The sequence below is a fragment of the Pseudomonas sp. GXM4 genome (genome assembly GCF_008923895.1).
Taxonomy (GTDB): domain Bacteria; phylum Pseudomonadota; class Gammaproteobacteria; order Pseudomonadales; family Pseudomonadaceae; genus Aquipseudomonas; species Aquipseudomonas atacamensis.
Map to the genome: position 1 here is coordinate 20,472 of NZ_WBRZ01000001.1, position 17,187 is coordinate 37,658.

At 60.6% G+C, this 17,187-nt stretch carries 14 protein-coding genes; 9 read left to right on the forward strand and 5 right to left on the reverse strand.

Annotated elements, in window-relative coordinates:
- A complete protein-coding gene (gene folE / locus F8N49_RS00100) occupies positions 1-558 on the reverse strand; it encodes a GTP cyclohydrolase I FolE (protein ID WP_041480339.1) in 558 nt (185 codons plus the stop codon).
- Positions 559-1,201: 643 nt separating this feature from the next.
- Between folE and F8N49_RS00105 the strand changes: the two genes are divergently transcribed.
- Positions 1,202-2,137: a LysR family transcriptional regulator gene (locus F8N49_RS00105; protein ID WP_151550529.1), complete on the forward strand. Its 936-nt coding sequence runs from the start codon at positions 1,202-1,204 to the stop codon at positions 2,135-2,137.
- Here the strand turns inward: F8N49_RS00105 and F8N49_RS00110 are convergent.
- The 4 genes from F8N49_RS00110 to F8N49_RS00125 all read right to left on the reverse strand — a co-directional run bounded on the left by F8N49_RS00110 (position 2,122) and on the right by F8N49_RS00125 (position 6,294).
- The gene (locus F8N49_RS00110) at positions 2,122-2,568 is read right to left on the reverse strand and encodes a heme-binding protein (RefSeq protein WP_122750426.1); all 447 of its coding nucleotides are present in this window, start codon (positions 2,566-2,568) and stop codon (positions 2,122-2,124) included. The genes F8N49_RS00105 and F8N49_RS00110 overlap by 16 nt on opposite strands.
- Positions 2,569-2,579: 11 nt before the next feature.
- Positions 2,580-3,929: an amidohydrolase family protein gene (locus F8N49_RS00115; protein WP_151550531.1), complete on the reverse strand. Its 1,350-nt coding sequence runs from the start codon at positions 3,927-3,929 to the stop codon at positions 2,580-2,582.
- Between the two features lie 185 nt (positions 3,930-4,114).
- Entirely contained in the window at positions 4,115-5,272 is a 1,158-nt protein-coding gene (locus F8N49_RS00120) for a S9 family peptidase (protein WP_151550532.1), read from the reverse strand.
- A gap of 59 nt (positions 5,273-5,331) precedes the next feature.
- A complete protein-coding gene (locus F8N49_RS00125; protein WP_122507406.1) occupies positions 5,332-6,294 on the reverse strand; it encodes a LysR family transcriptional regulator in 963 nt (320 codons plus the stop codon).
- A 257-nt stretch (positions 6,295-6,551) separates the two neighbouring features.
- Here F8N49_RS00125 and F8N49_RS00130 point away from each other — a divergent pair, with 257 nt between their 5' ends.
- The 8 genes from F8N49_RS00130 (at position 6,552) to F8N49_RS00165 (ending at position 17,175) form a co-directional block, all read left to right on the forward strand.
- On the forward strand, positions 6,552-7,493 hold the full coding sequence (locus F8N49_RS00130) for a VOC family protein (RefSeq protein ID WP_151550534.1): 942 nt from the start codon (positions 6,552-6,554) through the stop codon (positions 7,491-7,493).
- Between the two features lie 13 nt (positions 7,494-7,506).
- Positions 7,507-7,869, forward strand: a complete 363-nt coding sequence (locus tag F8N49_RS00135) for a Rieske (2Fe-2S) protein (RefSeq protein ID WP_151550536.1) — start codon at positions 7,507-7,509, stop codon at positions 7,867-7,869.
- Positions 7,870-8,003: 134 nt separating this feature from the next.
- A complete protein-coding gene (locus tag F8N49_RS00140) occupies positions 8,004-9,140 on the forward strand; it encodes an FAD-dependent oxidoreductase (RefSeq protein WP_151550537.1) in 1,137 nt (378 codons plus the stop codon).
- A gap of 56 nt (positions 9,141-9,196) precedes the next feature.
- On the forward strand, positions 9,197-10,894 hold the full coding sequence (locus F8N49_RS00145) for a DUF1302 domain-containing protein (RefSeq protein WP_122746192.1): 1,698 nt from the start codon (positions 9,197-9,199) through the stop codon (positions 10,892-10,894).
- Positions 10,895-10,906: 12 nt separating this feature from the next.
- Positions 10,907-12,295: a DUF1329 domain-containing protein gene (locus F8N49_RS00150; protein ID WP_151550539.1), complete on the forward strand. Its 1,389-nt coding sequence runs from the start codon at positions 10,907-10,909 to the stop codon at positions 12,293-12,295.
- 60 nt (positions 12,296-12,355) lie between these two features.
- Entirely contained in the window at positions 12,356-13,459 is a 1,104-nt protein-coding gene (locus F8N49_RS00155; RefSeq protein WP_151550541.1) for a YCF48-related protein, read from the forward strand.
- Between the two features lie 4 nt (positions 13,460-13,463).
- Positions 13,464-15,938 (forward strand): RND family transporter, encoded by a 2,475-nt coding sequence (locus F8N49_RS00160; protein ID WP_151550542.1) that lies wholly within the window; start codon positions 13,464-13,466, stop codon positions 15,936-15,938.
- Entirely contained in the window at positions 15,928-17,175 is a 1,248-nt protein-coding gene (locus F8N49_RS00165; RefSeq protein WP_122750419.1) for an MFS transporter, read from the forward strand. The genes F8N49_RS00160 and F8N49_RS00165 overlap by 11 nt, the downstream gene beginning before the upstream one ends.
- Positions 17,176-17,187: the final 12 nt, after the last annotated feature.

Sequence of the window (17,187 nt, forward strand, 5' to 3'; positions counted from 1 at the left end):
CTAGCGTCGGCCGATGAGCTGGAGAAATTCCTGCCGCGTCGTCGAGCTGTCGCGAAAGGCTCCAAGCATGACCGAGGAGGTCATGATCGAATTCTGCTTCTCGACGCCGCGCATCATCATGCACATGTGCCTGGCTTCAATAACCACCGCGACACCGGCAGCATCGGTGATCTGCTGGATCGCCTGAGCAATCTGCCGAGTAAGGTTTTCCTGGATCTGCAGACGCCGCGCGAACATGTCGACCACCCGTGCGACCTTCGAAAGCCCCAACACCCGGCCAGTGGGGATATACGCCACATGCGCCTTGCCGATAAACGGCAGCATATGGTGCTCACACAGCGAATAAAGCTCGATATCACTGACGATCACCATTTCATCGCTCTGCGACTCGAAGAGCGCGCCATTGGTGACGTCTTCCAGGCTCATCCCGTAACCGTTGCACAGGTATTGCATCGCCTTGGCGGCGCGCTGGGGCGTATCCAAAAGCCCCTCACGCTCGGGGTTTTCGCCGACGCCAACGAGGATTTCACGGTAATGGCTGGCTAATAGTGGGCTCATTCGGGTTACTCGTGGCGGTGCGGGTTAGGGACACTGTCGGGCGAAAAGGTTGTACGCATACAGGTTGGCTGTATAGGTTTTATTGAAGATAGGCTGAAAAGGATCAACTGACAACGCATCGGTGGTTTTTTTGTGCGGGTTTGGGAGTTCAGGCAGGACAAACCTGCGGACAGGTGTTGTGAGTGGCTTGGCTTGCTTGGGCCAGATGTACGGGCGTCGCAGCTGATAGCTGCCGGTGGCGGATGGCAGCTATCGGCCAGAAGTTACCAGACCAGGTTTTCATGTTTTCGAGCGGCCACCTGCCTTGGTCGGAAGCTAGCGCTCACGAGCGACCGCTAGTGGCCGATTACCGTCCACGAGCATCAATTTTCGAGCAACCTATAAGTTACTTTCGATCAAAAGTGATCGCAGGGCTTTTGCTTACCTGCTGGATCCTCGATGGCGCGTGTTGACCTTTCCGCTAGTGGCGTCCCTTGAGTAACTAATTCACGCGCAGTGGCGCCTGGTATCTGCGTAAACGATACCTTCCCACCAAACACGCGATTGGTGCATTGCGACACAGCTCGCTAAGGTCATGATTCGTTTTTGATCCTGCCCGCAAACCGGGCGTAAAGACGTCACCATCACCTGCAGCGGAACCCACATGCGATATCGACGCCTTGACCTTAATCTGTTGGTTGCGCTGGACGCCTTGTTAAGCGAATGCAGCGTCAGCCGGGCGGCCGAGCGTCTGTGCTTGGGGCAGTCAGCTGCCAGTTCGGCACTGGGCCGCTTGCGTGAACATTTCAACGACCCGTTACTGGTACAAGTCGGGCGCCGCCTGGAACCCACAGCGCTGGGTCTGGAGTTGCTGCCAAAGGTACGTGCTGCGTTGGCACTGACCCGGGAGATCGTCGATGCACCCCTGAATTTTGACCCGGCGAACTGCGACCGACACATCACTCTGGTAGCCTCCGATTATGTCGCCGATGTGCTGCTCCCTGCGGTCAGCCATGCATTGGCGCGTATCGCTCCGGGTATTCGCTTGAGCCTGCGCGACATGCCTGTCCCGCGCGACGGTGATGTCGTCAGCGAAGCGCTCGATTATCGGCGCAGTGATTGCGTAATCGTGCCGCAGCGACGGGTGAACCCGGCCTATCCCCATGTGCCGCTCATGACGGACCAGCTCTGTTGTATCGTCTGCGCCCAGCAGCCAGAGTTTACCGAGCAACTGAGCATGGCCGACTATCGCGCCGCAGCGCACGTGGTGCGCGAGTTTGCCGACGGGCACAACCTGGCGATGGATGCCATGCACCTGCTTGAACTCGGCATTGAGCGACAAGTGGCCGTGACCGTTGAAAGCTTTGTACTGATGCCGCAATTCATCGTCGGTACCGCACGCATTGCCACGGTGTTTCGACGACAGGCGCAACGCTTCGCCCAGTGTTATCCATTACGCGTCCACCCGGCGCCGCTGGCTTTCCCAGAGGCCGTTCAAGTCTTGCAATGGCATCCCTATCAAGAACATGACCCGGTCATGCAGTGGTTTCGCGGCCTGCTTCTGGAACAGGCCGCGTTACTCGATCAACCCTCTGTCTGATCGCCGCTGTCGGCGACCAATCCAGCCTTGGCGATGGCCAGCAATGCGCAACGTTCGTCGTTGTCCGAGGTATCGCCGCTGATGCCGATTGCCCCGAGCACCACGCCCTCGGCATTTCGAATCAGCACGCCGCCCGCCACCGGAATCACCTCGCCGCCGGTCAAACTGTTGATCGCATCAAAAAACGCCGGCATGGCCTGCGCGCGCCGCGCCAGCTCACGTCCGCCAAAACCCATGCTCAGGCAGCCACGCGCCTTGCCGGTGGCGATTTGCGTGCGCAGGAAAGTGGCGTGTTCGTCGCGCAATATCGCCAAGGGATGACCGGCGGTATCCAGTACAGCGACGCCCAAGGGCTTGATCCCGGTTTCCCGAGCGATGCGGATGGCATCGCTCGCCATATTCGTGGCGGTCAGCAAGTCGAGTCGTTGCATGATCTGAGTCCTCATACGGCCCACTTGCCCAGTTGGGCCACGCGGTCGCGGGTGTAAAGATCGGTCCATTTCAGCGAGTTGAAATCGGACACTTGCTTGGGGTTGTAGGGGCTGCGATCCATGCGTACCGGTTGGCCGGCCTTGTACACCGCTTTGAGGCGCGAACGATCTTGGAGGATGCGAATGTCGTTCAGCGGTGAACCCTCGAGCAGCAGAAAATCCGCCTGCTTGCCCACTTGCAGCGAGCCGAGTGTTTCACCGCGCGGCATACAGCGCGCACCAACAGCGGTCGCGGCGTATAACGCTTCGGCCGGTGTGAATCCAAGCCGAGTCACCAGCAACTCCAGCTCACGAGCATGCCACTCTCCGTAAGGCGTCACCGCGAAGCCGCTGTCGCTGCCGCAGGCAAAGGGTACGCCAGCCGCTTTGGCCCGTTTGAGTACCGCCGAACCGACCTCCAATGTGCGAGCACAATAACCGGCATAACCCGTGCTGATCGCCGGGTCATGGGACTGACAGAAATCCACGGTGTTCTGCGGGAATGTCATGGTCGGGGCAAGGATGCTGCCGGCCTCAAGCAACGCTTCGATGCACGCGTCGTCCATGTAAAAGGCATGGAAAACCAGATCAACCCCCGCGCGCGCCGCGTACATCACGGCTTCGCGACCGTAGGCATGCGTGGCGACCTTGCAGCCCAGACGATGCGCTTCCTCAACCATTTCGAAGGTTTCGTCGGCGGTAAAGGCCGCAATGATTTCGCCGTTGGGGCGACGGTGCGTGCCGTCCATGGCGATCTTGATCAGGTCAACGCCGTCCTTGGCCTGCTTGCGGATCTCCGCGAGTGCGTCGCTACGGCTGGTGACCAACTGCGCCGTGAAGTATTCCGGGGCGCCGACCCGACTCGGGAACCAGTCATTGAGACTCTGGCGATTGGTGATGACGCGGCTGCTGGCCGCGATGCGTGGACCTTCGAATAAACCTGCGGTGACGGCATTGCGCACGGCGATGCTGAGCTGGCCGCTGTCGCCGGGGCAGACCATGCTGGTGACGCCGGCGGCCAGCACGTGTTGCGCGAAGAACATCCCGCGCAACGCGCGAAATTCGTCACTGGTCCATAGATCTATGTCTTCTTCGCTCTGCGCGTTACCGAAGGCCAGATGCGTGTGCACATCCACCAGCCCCGGCATGACGAAATCATCCCCTGCATCCACTAGGGTATCGCCGGGTTTGGGAGCAGGTGCCAGCGCGGTGGGTCCGACGTAACTGAGCAAGCCGTTTTCGACGATCAATGTCTGTTGTTGGCGGATTTGCAGTCCGGTGCCGTCAAACAGGGTCTGGCATTTCAGGTGCAGGGCAGTCATGGCGTCTTCGCTCTGTGATTGTTATGCAAAGAGAGGCTAGAGAGCAGGCGAGGGGACGACCAGCAGATTGCATCGATGGCTGCGCATTGATCGCGTCAATAGCTGCGCCGGGCTGAAGCCACCAACGAAAACGCCGGACAATCGTGGGATTGTCCGGCGTTTTTTTGTGCGTATCTTTCAGTAGATCAAGCGGTGCGACCACCGAGGGTTTCAGCAACCCAGTCGGCAATGTATTGCCCGGCATTGATGCTGTTGTCGAAGCTCGAATGCTGCACCCCCCCTTCACGTTCGGTGAAGACTTTTAGTTCGCATTTCGGACTGTTGACCAGTTGTTCGTAGGTGCGATGCGCCCACTTCAACGGAATCTGCGAATCCTGCTCGCCGTGGGTCACGAGGAACGGCACCTTGATCCGGTCGAGCACGCCGTCGAGGTGGACGTTTTCGGCGATGGTCATGAACTCTTCGACGTCCTTGGCGCCCCATACCCAGCAGACATGCGCCCAGTAGTGCGGCACCGGGAAGCTGCCTTCTTTTTCCAGTCGACGCTTTTGCACATCACGCCAGTCGTGATTGGCGCCCCATACAACACCGCAGGCGAAGCGTGGTTCGAAGGCAACCGCACGCGGGCAGTAATAGCCGCCCAACGAGACACCTTCGAGCCCAATGCGAGTGGCATCGACGTCGCTTCGGGTTTCCAGCCAATCCACCACGCGACTGGCCCAGTGTTCACTGTCGAATCGTGCGGTCAGGCCATGCAGGCGCAGCGCTTCGCCAGTGCCTGGCTGGTCGATGATCAGCGAAGAGATGCCGCGTTTCGCCAGCCAGGCTGGCAGACCCACGCGGTATTTCATTTCTTTGGTCGAGTCCAGACCGTTGACTTGCACCAGTATCGGCGCAGGCCCCTCGACGCCTTCGGCGCGCACGAGCAAGCCGGAAAGATGTTTGCCCTCGTAGGGGATTTCTACCCGCTCACAGTTTTCACGCGACAGTTCGATGCCGCGCTTGAAGGTTTGCAGGAAGCGTTGATAGAGCTCGGTACGGCCCGGCGCGCCGTGCGCTTGCAGGCGCTCGCAGGTCAGATAATAGGTGGCGGCGCGGTTGTATTTTTCGCCAGCTGAGAGCATCCGGCCGTTGCCTTCGTCTTCTTCGGCCAGACCGCAGAGCTTGTCAGCCATTTTCGCCCAGGTTTCGCGAAAGGCGCGGGTGCCGGCCGCGTCCGGCTGCTTGGCCGCCTCTTGCAGCGGGGCGCACATCTCTTCGATTTCGCCCATGCGGGCGCCCATTTCAATGGCCAGGTCGACAGAGAGATTCCAAACGTAGTTGGTCGGGAAATAGCGAAACATGATTATTGTTGTCCTTATGGTTGCCTTGGCATTTCCAAGGCACGTTAAGGATCACCCGACTAATTGGCCAATCGTGACGGCGGATACGAGGTATCGCGAGATACGATGGGCACGTGTTGCAGGTGCTGGATGGATTCGCTGATGCGTTCGCGCAGCCAGCGGTGCATCGGGTCGCCGTCAACGCTGCGGTGCCACAACATGTACTCGCGCATGACCGGAATTTTCACCGGCGGTGGCAGGATGCGCAGTGGCAGATAGTGCGCGTAGAGGTTCGCCAGACGCTGGTGCATCGTGGCGATGCGCTGCGTGCCGACAATCAGTTGCGGCAAGGTATTGAAGTCGCTGGTGATCACTTCAATGCGCCGATTGAAGCCGTATTGATTCATGAACCATTCTTCGATGCTCATATGCCGGGTACGGCCGAAGCCCACGGAGACATGGCCCATCTCCATGTATTGCTCAAGGGTCAGGGTGTCGCCGACTTGCGTATTGCCTTGCCACACCACGCACACATGTTCTTCCTCGAACAGCAGGCGCGAAGGGTGGCCGTCAATGATGTAGCGCTCGGGAACAATCATCAGATCGACCTCGCCACGCACCAGCAACTCACCGGAATTGTCGCTGGGGCCAAGCATTTCGAAGGTTATGTTGGGCGCTTGCTGATGAATGTTCTGGATCACCTGGGCGAACAGCACGCTGATCAGATAGTCCGAGGTCACCAAGCGAAAATGTCGCTTGCTGGTGGCCGGGTCGAACACCGGTTTGGCGGTAATCGAGGACTGAATCGTCAAAAGGACTTCACGCACCGGTTTGGCCAGTTCCGTGGCGTAGGGCGTGGGCTGCATCTTGCGCCCCACCTGAACCAGCAACTCATCCTCAAAGTAGGTGCGCAAACGCGCGAGCACGCCGCTGGTGGCCGATTGGGTCATGTGCAGGCGTTCGGCAGCGCGGGTGATGTTCTGCTCTTCGAGCAATACATCGAGCGCGACCAGCAGGTTCAGATCCAGATGGTTGAAACGCATGGGCAGGTCCGTTCTTGTATTTATTTTCGCAATACATTCGAACGAATCCATCGGCGCGTCAACCTTCGTCGCAGGTATCGCGTTTGCCGATAGGTCGCATCCCGACTCGCGATTAGTCAGCTGCCAGCCCTTGCGCCAATCTTCGCCGCAGTCGGCCCTGCTGCCGACACCACCACCGGTTTCCAGTCAGGCCCGGCGCGCTGCAAGGCGTCCATGGCGGCAGTCACCGGATCATAATTTCAATGGAGTGGTAAGCCATGAACATCATTGGCCTTGATGCCCTGATTTTTGGCGTCGATGACATTCAAGCCTGCACCGATTGCCTGCGCGACTACGGCCTTGCGCCCGTCGGCGTTGACAGCAACGGCGGGCGTTTCGAAGCGCTGGACGGCACCGCCGTGATTATCCGTCGAGCCGACGATCCTGACTTGCCGGCGGCAATCGGCCCGGCGCCGTCGATTCGCGAGACGGTCTACGGGGTCGGCGCGATCAGCGATCTGGATGCGATCGAAGATGAGCTGGCCCGTGATCGTAGTGTCAGTCGTGATCAACACGGCGTGCTGCACAGCGTTGACGACATGGGTTTCGCGATCGCGTTTCAGGTTAGCGTACGCAAGCCGTACAGCGCACCGGAAGACCTGACCAACGCCGCCGGCCATGCGCCACAGCGGCCGCTCAACCAGCCGGGCATTACCCTCGATATGGGGGCTGTTCCGCGCACTTTGTCGCACGTGGTGTATTTCGTACCCGACGCAGCCAAAGCAGAAGCTTTCTACGCCGAGCGCCTCGGCTTTCGCACCACAGACACCTTCATTGGCGCCGGGCCGTTCATGCGTCCGGCAGGCTCTGATGATCACCATTGCCTGTTCATGATCCAGACCCCGCCGCACATGAAGGGCTGCGAACACTTCACCTTCCACATGGGCAGTGGCACCGAAGTGCTGCTGGCCGGGACGCGATTCGAGCAAAAGGGCTGGACCAGTTTCTGGGGCCCGGGCCGTCACCTGTTTGGCTCCAACTGGTTCTGGTACTTCAACAGTCCGCTGGGCTGCCACATCGAATACGACGCCGACATGGACAAGCATGATGACGCCTGGGAGGCCCGTCGCGCGCCGCTGTCGGCGGATAATTCGCAGCTGTTCCTGTTCAGCGCCAAAGAAAAATGGGCCCCGGGCGGACCACCGCCAAAACTCGGTTGAGGCCGCGCTGATCATGAGCGGTATCGCGCAGCCATTGTGTCGGCTGGACGAACTGGAGGAGGGCCGGGCGCGCGGATTCGATCCGTTGGCGCAGGGACGCGACAGCGTGTTTGCCTTGCGTCATGACAATCAGGTGCGGGTCTATCGCAACCGTTGTCCGCATCTGGACGTGCGCCTGGAGTATCGCAAGGACCGCTTCATGTCCGCCGATGGCCAGTTGATCGTCTGCTACGCCCACGGTGCGCAATTTCTGCCGGCGACGGGCGAGTGCATCTACGGCCCGTGCCTGGGCCAGACGCTGGAAGCGCTGCCGAGTTGCGAGAAGGACGGCTGGCTGCTGGTGCAAATGCCTGAAGAGGTGCCGCTGCCGGGATAAATCGAGGTATCGCGTACGGCGATACATCGCATCCTTACTCGCGATTAGTCAAATCCCTGCTTTGCCGGGAAGCTTCACCCAACGATGCCGTGCCCGACGCAGCATCGATCACAAGAATAAAAAGAGAGAACACCATGAGTGCAGTGAACAACGTTCTGATCGTGGGCGGTGGTATCGGCGGCTTGTGTGCGGCCATCGCCTTGCGGCGTAAAGGTATCGAGGTCGATCTGATCGAGCTCAAGTCCGAATGGACAGTCTACGGCGTCGGGATTATTCAACAGAGCAACGTCGTCCGAGAAATGGCCAAGCTGGGCGTTCTCGACGGCTATCTCGATGCCGCTTATGCCTTCGAAGACGTCGCCATCTACGGCCCCGGCGGACAGCAACTGGCGCGTATTCCGGGTCAACGCCTCGCCGGCCCGCAATACCCCGCCAACGTCGGTATTTCTCGCCTGGCGCTGCACAAAGTCCTCAGCGAAACCGCCCTGCAACTCGGTGCCAACGTGCGTTTGGGCCTGAGTGTGGAAACGCTGAACGACGACGGCACAGAGGTCGACGTGTTGTTTACCGACGGCAGTCAAGGCAGCTACGACCTGGTGGTCGGCGCCGATGGTCTGTTCTCGAAAGTGCGCAGCCTGGTCTTTGGCGATGCCTACACCCCGCGTTTCACTGGCCAGTCGGTATGGCGTTACAACTTTCCCCGCGCGCCACAAATCGATCATCTGGCCAACTATCAAAGCGCTGACGGCAACGCCGGGCTGGTGCCGCTGGCCGGTAATCTGATGTACCTGTTTCTGACGTCCCACGAACCGTCCAATCCGTGGATGGATCCTGCCGAGCTGGCTGCGCAGATGCGCCAGCGCCTGCAAGGCTTTACCGGGCTGATCGGCGAACTGCGCGAGCAAATCACCGACAACAGCCAGGTCGTCTACAAGCCGATGGAAGTGGTGTTCGTCGATGAGCCGTGGCATCGCGGACGCGTCCTGCTGATCGGCGATGCGGCCCATGCCACCACGCCGCACCTCGGTCAAGGCGCCGGCATGGCCATCGAAGACGCGATTGTGCTCAGCGAAGAACTGACCCGCGAGCAGTCCGCCTCCACCAGCGTCGAACAGCAGCTGCAGCGCTTCATGGCGCGGCGCTTCGAACGTTGCAAATACATCAGCGAAAGCTCGGTGCTGGCCGGCGACAAGGAAATGCAGCACGACCGCGCCTTCGATCGCATTGGTCTGGTCAAGCAAATGCTCGCGCGCACTGCCGAGCCAATCTAAGCCCATCTGCAACGCATCCACAGCAGTTACCACTATAAAAACAAGAGGTTAACGCGATGGTTAGTTCTACGACTGCGGCGCTCGCGCGTCGCCCGGTCTGCTCGTCTGCACCCTTTGGTTTGAGCGTTGCTGCGCTGCTGGTGCTGTGCAGCCAGGCCGCTCACGCTTTCGACATCGATACCGGCAACCCGGATTTCAAGCTGCGCTGGGACAACACGATCAAGTACAGCGCTGCCTGGCGCACGCAGAATCCGAGCAGCAAGTTGACCGAGGGTCAGGTGGCGCTCAATCAGGACGATGGCGATCGTGCCTTTAAAAAGGGCCTGATCTCCAATCGCACCGACATCCTCTCGGAGCTGGATCTGTCGTTTCAGGATTTCGGCGCACGTTTGAGCGGCGCAGCGTGGTACGACAGCGAGTACCAGGGCAACAACGACAATAACGATCCGTCTCGCGCCAACGCACGTTCGGTGGGCTACGACGAGTTCACCGACGACACCCGTCATTTGCACGGAGGTGACGGCGAAATCCTCGACGCGTTCGTCTACTGGAACGGTGAACTGGCCGACCGCGCAACGTCGGTGCGTGCCGGCCGTCATGGTCTGATCTGGGGCGAGAGCCTGTTCTTCGGCGCCAACGGCATTGCCGGTGGCATGGCCCCGGTGGACGTGGTCAAGGCGCAGTCGGTGCCGAACACGCAGTTCAAGGAAATCACCCGTCCGGTCAATCAACTGTCGGGCACCTTCCAGCTGACTGACGACGTCTCGCTCGGCGCGTACTACCAACTCGAATGGGAAGAAACCCGCCTGCCTGCCGCTGGCAGTTATTTCTCCACCAGCGACACCATTGGCGAAGGCAATGAGCGCTTGATCGTCGGAGCGCCGTTCCCGGCATTCCTTGGCGGCAACCCGGCGAGTCCCGCGGCGTTTTTCCACGGTAATGACAAGGAAGCGCGCAGTTCGGGGCAGGGCGGTCTGCAACTGAAATACAGCGCTGAGGCCGTCGAGTACGGCCTCTACGCCATCCAGTACCACGACAAGACGCCGAAGCTGTATCTGAAACCGTCGACGGCGGCGCCGAACTTCAGCACCGGCCAGATCGGCGAGTACTACTGGGTTTACCCCGAAGATATTCGAGCGCTGGGCGCGAGTTTTTCCACCACCGTGGACGAATACAGCTTCGCCGGTGAAGCGTCGATGCGCTGGAACATGCCGCTGGTTTCGAACGGTCAGACCGTGCTGCCCGGCGTCATTGCCGACAACGATGATGACGCGCTCTACGCCGTGGGTCGCACCGCTCACGTCAACTTGAACGTGTTGGCTTCGTTTGGCCCCAACTTCATCGCCCGCGAGTCCGGACTGGTTGGCGAAGTGGCGTGGAACCGCCTGCTCAGCGTCACCAAAAATCGCGCCGCGCTGGACCCGAACGCCACCGATGATGGCCTGGGTTTCAAAGTCGTCTATACGCCGACCTATCGCCAGTTTTTCTCCGGCATCGATATCAGCATTCCCGTTGGCGTCAGTTATTTCCCGTTGGGCAAATCAGCGGTGGTCAGTTCGTTCGGCCCGGACAACGGTGGCGACATCAACATTGGCATCACCGCCACTTACCTCGATCGCGTCACGGCCGGCCTGACCTACACGCATTACTACGGCGCCGAGGACACCAATCTCAACGGCCTCAGCCAGTTCAATTACAAGCAATCGCTGAAGGATCGGGATTACCTCGCCTTCTCCGTCAAGACCACGTTTTAAGAGGACTTGCGCATGACTTCTCACCACCACAATCGCTGCCCACGGCTGAAGGCTCTGTGCTTTGCCTTGCTCGGAACGCTGACCGTCCTGAGTCAGGTTGCAACTGCGGCCACCGCAGAAGAGGCGGCCAAACTGTCGAGCAGTCTCACGCCAATGGGTGCCGAGCGCGCAGGCAATGCCGACGGCAGCATTCCAGCCTGGCAGGGCGGTTACACCAAGGTCGACCCCGCGTACAAACCGGGCGGCAAACGCAGCGATCCGTTTGCGGCCGACAAGCCGCTGTTCAGCATCACCTCGAAAAACCTGGCGCAATACGCTGGCAAGCTCAGCGATGGCACCAAGGAAATGTTCAAGCGTTTTCCCGACACCTATCGCATCGACGTCTATCCGACTCGTCGCTCGGCCGCCGCGCCGCAATGGGTGTATGACAACACCCTGAAAAATGCCACCCGCGCCAAGCTGGTCGACAGCAGCGCCGGACCGGTGCCCGAAGGTGCGTTTGGCGGTATTCCATTTCCGATCCCGCATAACGGCGCCGAAGCCATGTGGAACCACATCCTCAACTGGCGCGGCACGTCATTGGCCATGCACTTTCGCCATTACCTGATGACCGCAGACGGCAAACAGGTAATGACCACCGACGGCCAGGCGATCCAGGACATGCCGTATTACTACCAGGACGGCACGCCGGAAAGCTTCGCCGGTGATTACTGGCTGTTCCGCCTGCTTAACGTCGGCCCGCCGTTGCGTGCCGGTGAGCAAATCATGGGGCGCACCAATATCAACGGCGACAAGTCCCAGGCTCACGTTTATCTGACCGGCCAGCGCCGCGTGCGCAAGTTGCCGAATGCCTGCTGTGACACACCGACGCCGGCAACCGCCGGGGTGATGTCGTTCGACGAGTTGAGCGTGTTCCAGGGGCGCATCGATCGCTTCGACTGGAAACTGGTCGGCAAGCAGGAAATGTATATCCCCTACAACACCAACAAAGTCCTGACCGCCGGCAAACCGGAAGACCTGTTTCTGGCCCATCACATGAATCCTGATTACGTGCGCTGGGAATTGCATCGCGTGTGGGTGGTAGACGCCGAACTCGCGCCGGGCAAACGTCACCAACTGCCGAAGGGCCGCTACTACCTCGACGAAGATACCTGGCAAGCCATGCTCGGCGATCGCTGGGACGCCAACGGCCAACTTGCCAAAACCTTGTGGTCGCTGCCCGCCGTGCTGCCGGATCTGCCAGCGCAGGCGCAGCTGTCTTCGGGTTTCTACGACCTGACCTCCGGCGCCTGGTTTATCCAGAACGTCTACACCGGCCTGCCTGAGCAGTACGGCGTGGTCGATCGCTACAAAGCGTCTGAATTCTCGCCGGCGGCGATGGCGGGTGCCGGGGTTCGTTGAATCGGGCCGGATCACCGCACGCTGTGGCGATCCGGTTTCACAGGTGGTTTCGAGGTCGGTATGAACAGAATCTGTCAGGTGCTCGGGCGGTTGTTAGCGCTGCTGGCGTTGCCTTGCGTATTACCCATGAGCCAGGCTCAGGCTGCCGCCGTCGGTGATGTATTGCACACCCCGGCGATGCGCGCGCCGCAGGCCCGGCAAGCGGTCTTGCTTGATCTGGCGCGGGCAGGTGCGCGGTTGGTGGCGGTCGGCGAACGCGGCATCGTCTTGCTCTCCGATGACAACGGTATCAATTGGCGGCAGGCGCAGGTGCCGGTGTCCGTCAGCCTTACGGCGGTGCAATTTGTCGATGCGAACACGGGCTGGGCGGTCGGCCATGCCGGTGCGGTGCTGGTCTCCCACGACGGTGGCGAAAACTGGGCGTTGCAGCTGGACGGTAACCGCGCTGCGCAACTGGAGTTGGACGCTGCACAAGAGCAACTGCCGACAGCCACTGACCCCGATGCAGCGGCGGCACGTGTGCAAACCGCCGAACGGATGGTCAGCGAAGGCGCGGACAAACCGTTTCTGAGTCTCAAGTTCACCGATGCGCGTCACGGCCTGATCGTCGGCGCCTACGGCCTCGCGTTTACCACCGAGGACGGCGGCGTGAGCTGGCAGTCGCTAATGGGCCATATCGACAATCCGATGGGCGCGCACCTGTATGCCATCGCGCAACAAGGCGAGCGTTGGTTCATCGCCGGCGAGCAAGGCTATGTGGCGCGTTCCGAGGACGGCGGACAATCTTTCGTCGCGCTCGACAGCCCGTACAGCGGCAGCTTCTTCGCCCTGCAAGTGCGCGATGACGGCACGCTGCTGGCGGCAGGACTGAAAGGCAACGCGTTCATTTCCACCGACGGCGGCAACAGCTTCGTGCCCGCGCCCGTACCGATGCCGGTGTCCTTCAGTGAAGCGATTCGCACCGCCGACGGCCAGCTGTTGTTGGTCAATCAGGCGGGCGCAATGTTTCGCACCTCGGGTGATGCACCCACCCTGCAGCCTTTCGGCAAACCGCTGGGCAAACCGATTGCCAGTGTCGTGCAGGCCGCCGATGGCAGCCTGGTGCTGGCCGGTTTCACCGGGTTGACGCGGCTTGCATCGCCCACTGCTACAGCTTCGGAGTGAGGTTATGAAACCATTCGACAACGCCACGGCCAGCCTGGCGAGTTTCGACCCGCGCTCCGGCTCGGTCGTGGAACGCACTTTGTTCAATCACCGGTTGTGGGTGTTGCTGGTGTGCCTGGTGACCACGCTCTTCTTGGGCTATCAGGCCACGCGCGTCGAGCTGAACGCCAGTTTCGAAAAGATGATTCCCACGCAACAACCCTACATCGCCAATTATCTGCAACATCAAAAGCAGCTCAGCGGTCTGGGCAACTCCTTGCGCATTGTCGTCGCCAATCGCCAGGGCGATATCTATGACGCTGACTATCTGAAAACCTTGCAGGCCTTGAGCGACAAGCTTTACCTGCTGCCCGGCGTCGACCGTGCCTACATGAAGTCGCTGTGGACGCCGGCAACGCGTTGGGTCGCAGTGACTGAAGACGGCCTGGATGGCGGCCCGGTGATCCCGGACGATTACGCTGGCACCCCGGCCAGTCTCGAGGCCTTGCGCCGCAACGTGCAGCGCTCCAACGAACTTGGCCAACTGGTGGCGTTCGATCAAACCTCGAGCACCATTTATGTGCCGTTGCTGGCAACGACTGCTGACGGCCAGGCGCTGAATTACTCGGTGCTGTCGGAGCAACTGGAGGCGTTGCGCAGCGAGTACCAGAACGACAGGATCGACATTCACATCACCGGTTTCGCGAAAAAGGTCGGCGACCTGATTGCCGGGCTCAAGCAGATCCTGTTGTTTTTCGCCGTCGCGATCCTGATCACCACCGCTGTGCTGTTCTGGTACACACGCTGCCTGCGCAGCACCGTGCTGGTGGTGTTCTGCTCATTGGTAGCGGTGGTCTGGCAGCTGGGTCTGTTGCCGTTGCTCGACTATCAGCTGGATCCGTATTCGGTACTGGTGCCGTTTCTGGTGTTCGCCATCGGCATGAGCCACGGCGCGCAGAAAATGAACGGCATCATGCAGGACATCGGTCGCGGCATGCACCGGGTCGTTGCCGCACGTTTCACCTTTCGCCGGCTGTTCCTGGCCGGGCTGACGGCATTGTTGTGCGACGCAGTGGGTTTTGCCGTGCTGATGCTGATCAAGATCCAGGTGATTCAGGATCTGGCGGTGATCGCCAGCATCGGTGTAGCGGTGTTGACTTTCACCAACCTCATTCTGCTGCCGGTGTTGCTGTCCTATGTCGGCGTAACGCCGCGCGCGGCGCAACTGAGCCTCAAAAGCGAGCAGAACGATCAGGCCGGCGCGCGGCGTCATGGCTTCTGGCGTTTTCTCGATCTGTTTACCCAACGTCGCTGGGCCAGCCTGTGCCTTGCCATCAGCCTGGCGCTGGCGACATTGGGCTTTGTGGTCAGCCTGCAATTGAAGATCGGTGATCTGGATGCCGGCGCACCGGAGCTGCGGGCCGACTCACGCTACAACCAGGACGATGCGTTTCTGACCCGGCATTACGGCGCCAGCAGTGATTTGTTCGCAGTGATGGTCAAGACCCCGGCCGGGCAATGTGCGCGTTACGACATCCTCGCCAAGGTCGATGCACTGGACTGGCAACTGCGCGCGCTGCCGGGGGTGGATTCGACCAACTCGCTGGCCTTGCTCAACCGGCGCATGCTGGTTGGCCTCAGCGAAGGCAGCGCCAAGTGGTACGAGCTGCAGAACAATCAGGCGATGCTCAACATGATCACCGCCAGTGCGCCACGCGGCTTGTACAACGAGGATTGCAGCCTGCTGACGCTGTACGCCTATCTCACCGACCACAAGGCTGAAACGCTGACGCGGCTGGTCGAGCACGTCGAGCAATTCGCCGCCGCCAATAACAACGATGATGTGCAGTTTCTCCTGGCAGCGGGCAATGCCGGCATCGAAGCGGCGACCAATATCGTAGTCAAACAAGCCAATCGCGAGATGCTGTTCTGGGTCTACGGGGCGGTGATCGTCCTGTGCCTGATCACCTTCCGTTCGTGGCGCGCCACGCTGTGCGCGGTGATTCCACTGATGGTCACCTCGATCCTCTGCGAAGCGTTGATGGTCTGGCTGAACATCGGCGTGAAGGTCGCGACGTTGCCGGTGATCGCGTTGGGTGTTGGCATTGGCGTCGACTATGCGTTGTACGTGATGAGCATCCTGCTCGGTCATTTGCGCCAGGGCGCGAGCCTGTCAGAAGCCTATTACCGCGCCCTGGTGTCCACCGGCAAAGTGGTGATGCTCACTGGCATCACACTCGCGATTGGCGTGGCCACGTGGATTTTCTCGCCAATCAAGTTCCAGGCTGACATGGGCGTGCTGCTGGCGTTCATGTTCGTCTGGAACATGGTCGGCGCGCTGCTGCTGTTGCCAGCGCTGGCGTACTTCCTGCTCCCTGCACGGCGGACGAACACCGACGCAGAAACGCCGGCGGAGGCCATCAATCTGAGCCTGCCGTCGCGGGCCGTGGCGGTAGATATTCACCAAGCGCGCCACCGGGAGACCTGTCATGGCCGTTGAGTCTTCATTGGAAAACAGCGGCCGTCGCGCCGGTTTGACGCAATCGTTGCTGTTGCTGCTCGGCAGCTGTCTGCCCGTGCTTGGCGCGGTATTGCTTGCACCGGTATTGCCGCGCATGCAGGCACATTTTGCCGATGTCGCGGGCAGCACCGTGCTGGTGCCGATCGTGCTGACCCTGCCGGCATTGATGATTGCGCTACTGGCGCCGTTTGCCGGGGTCATCGCCGATCGGCTCGGACGCAAACCGCTGTTGTTGGCGAGCATGGCCCTGTACACGCTCTGCGGTGTGTTGCCGCTGTGGCTGGATTCGCTGCCGGCGATTGTCGCCAGCCGGGCCGGGATCGGTCTGGCGGAGGCGGGGATCATGACCTGCTGCACGACGCTGATGGGCGACTACTACAGCGGCGCCCGACGCGAGCGTTTGTTCGCGTTGCAGATGGTCGCGACGTCGCTCTCTGCTGCGGTGTTTATCGCGCTGGGTGGTTTTCTCGGACAGGACGACTGGCGCACGCCGTTTGCGCTGTACGCGGTCGGGCTGATTTTCCTGCCGCTGATGGCGTGGAAACTCTGGGAACCGCAACCCCGCGTGCAATCGGCGGCAACGGCATCTGTGTCAGCCCCGCGCGCATTTCCATGGCGGGCACTGACGCCCCTGTATGCATTGTCGCTGCTCGCGGGCCTGAGCCTGTTCATCGTGCCGGTGCAGGCTGGCTACTTGCTGAACTTGTTGCACGTGGATGCGCCGCAGCAGATCGGCATGACCATGGGCGCCAATCAACTCGGTGTCCTCGCCGGGGCCTTGAGTTTTCGCCTGTTGAGCGGTCTGCGCAGCCAGCATGTGTTGCTGATTGCCTACGGCCTGGCCGGTATTGGCGGCTTGTTGATGGCCGCCGCCGGCAGTCACGCGCAAGTAGTGGTCGCAGTCCTGGTGAACGGGCTGGGCATCGGTCTGATGTTGCCGACGTTGATCACCTGGATCATGGCGCAAGTCGGCTTTGATCAGCGTGGGCGAGCGGCGGGGTGCTTCACCGCCGCGATTTTTGCCGGCGAGTTCATCAGCCCGCTGGTGGTACTCGCCATCACTTCCGGGGCTTCCACGGCGTTGCCTCAAGCACTGGCCATGATCGGTTGGCTGCAACTGGTTGTGGCGCTGTTTTGTCTGTCCGTGCCGAGGCTCGGTGGACTGTTGACCCGCAGCCATGTCGGCGGGCACGACTCCATCGGCAACGGCCATTGAACGAGGATATTC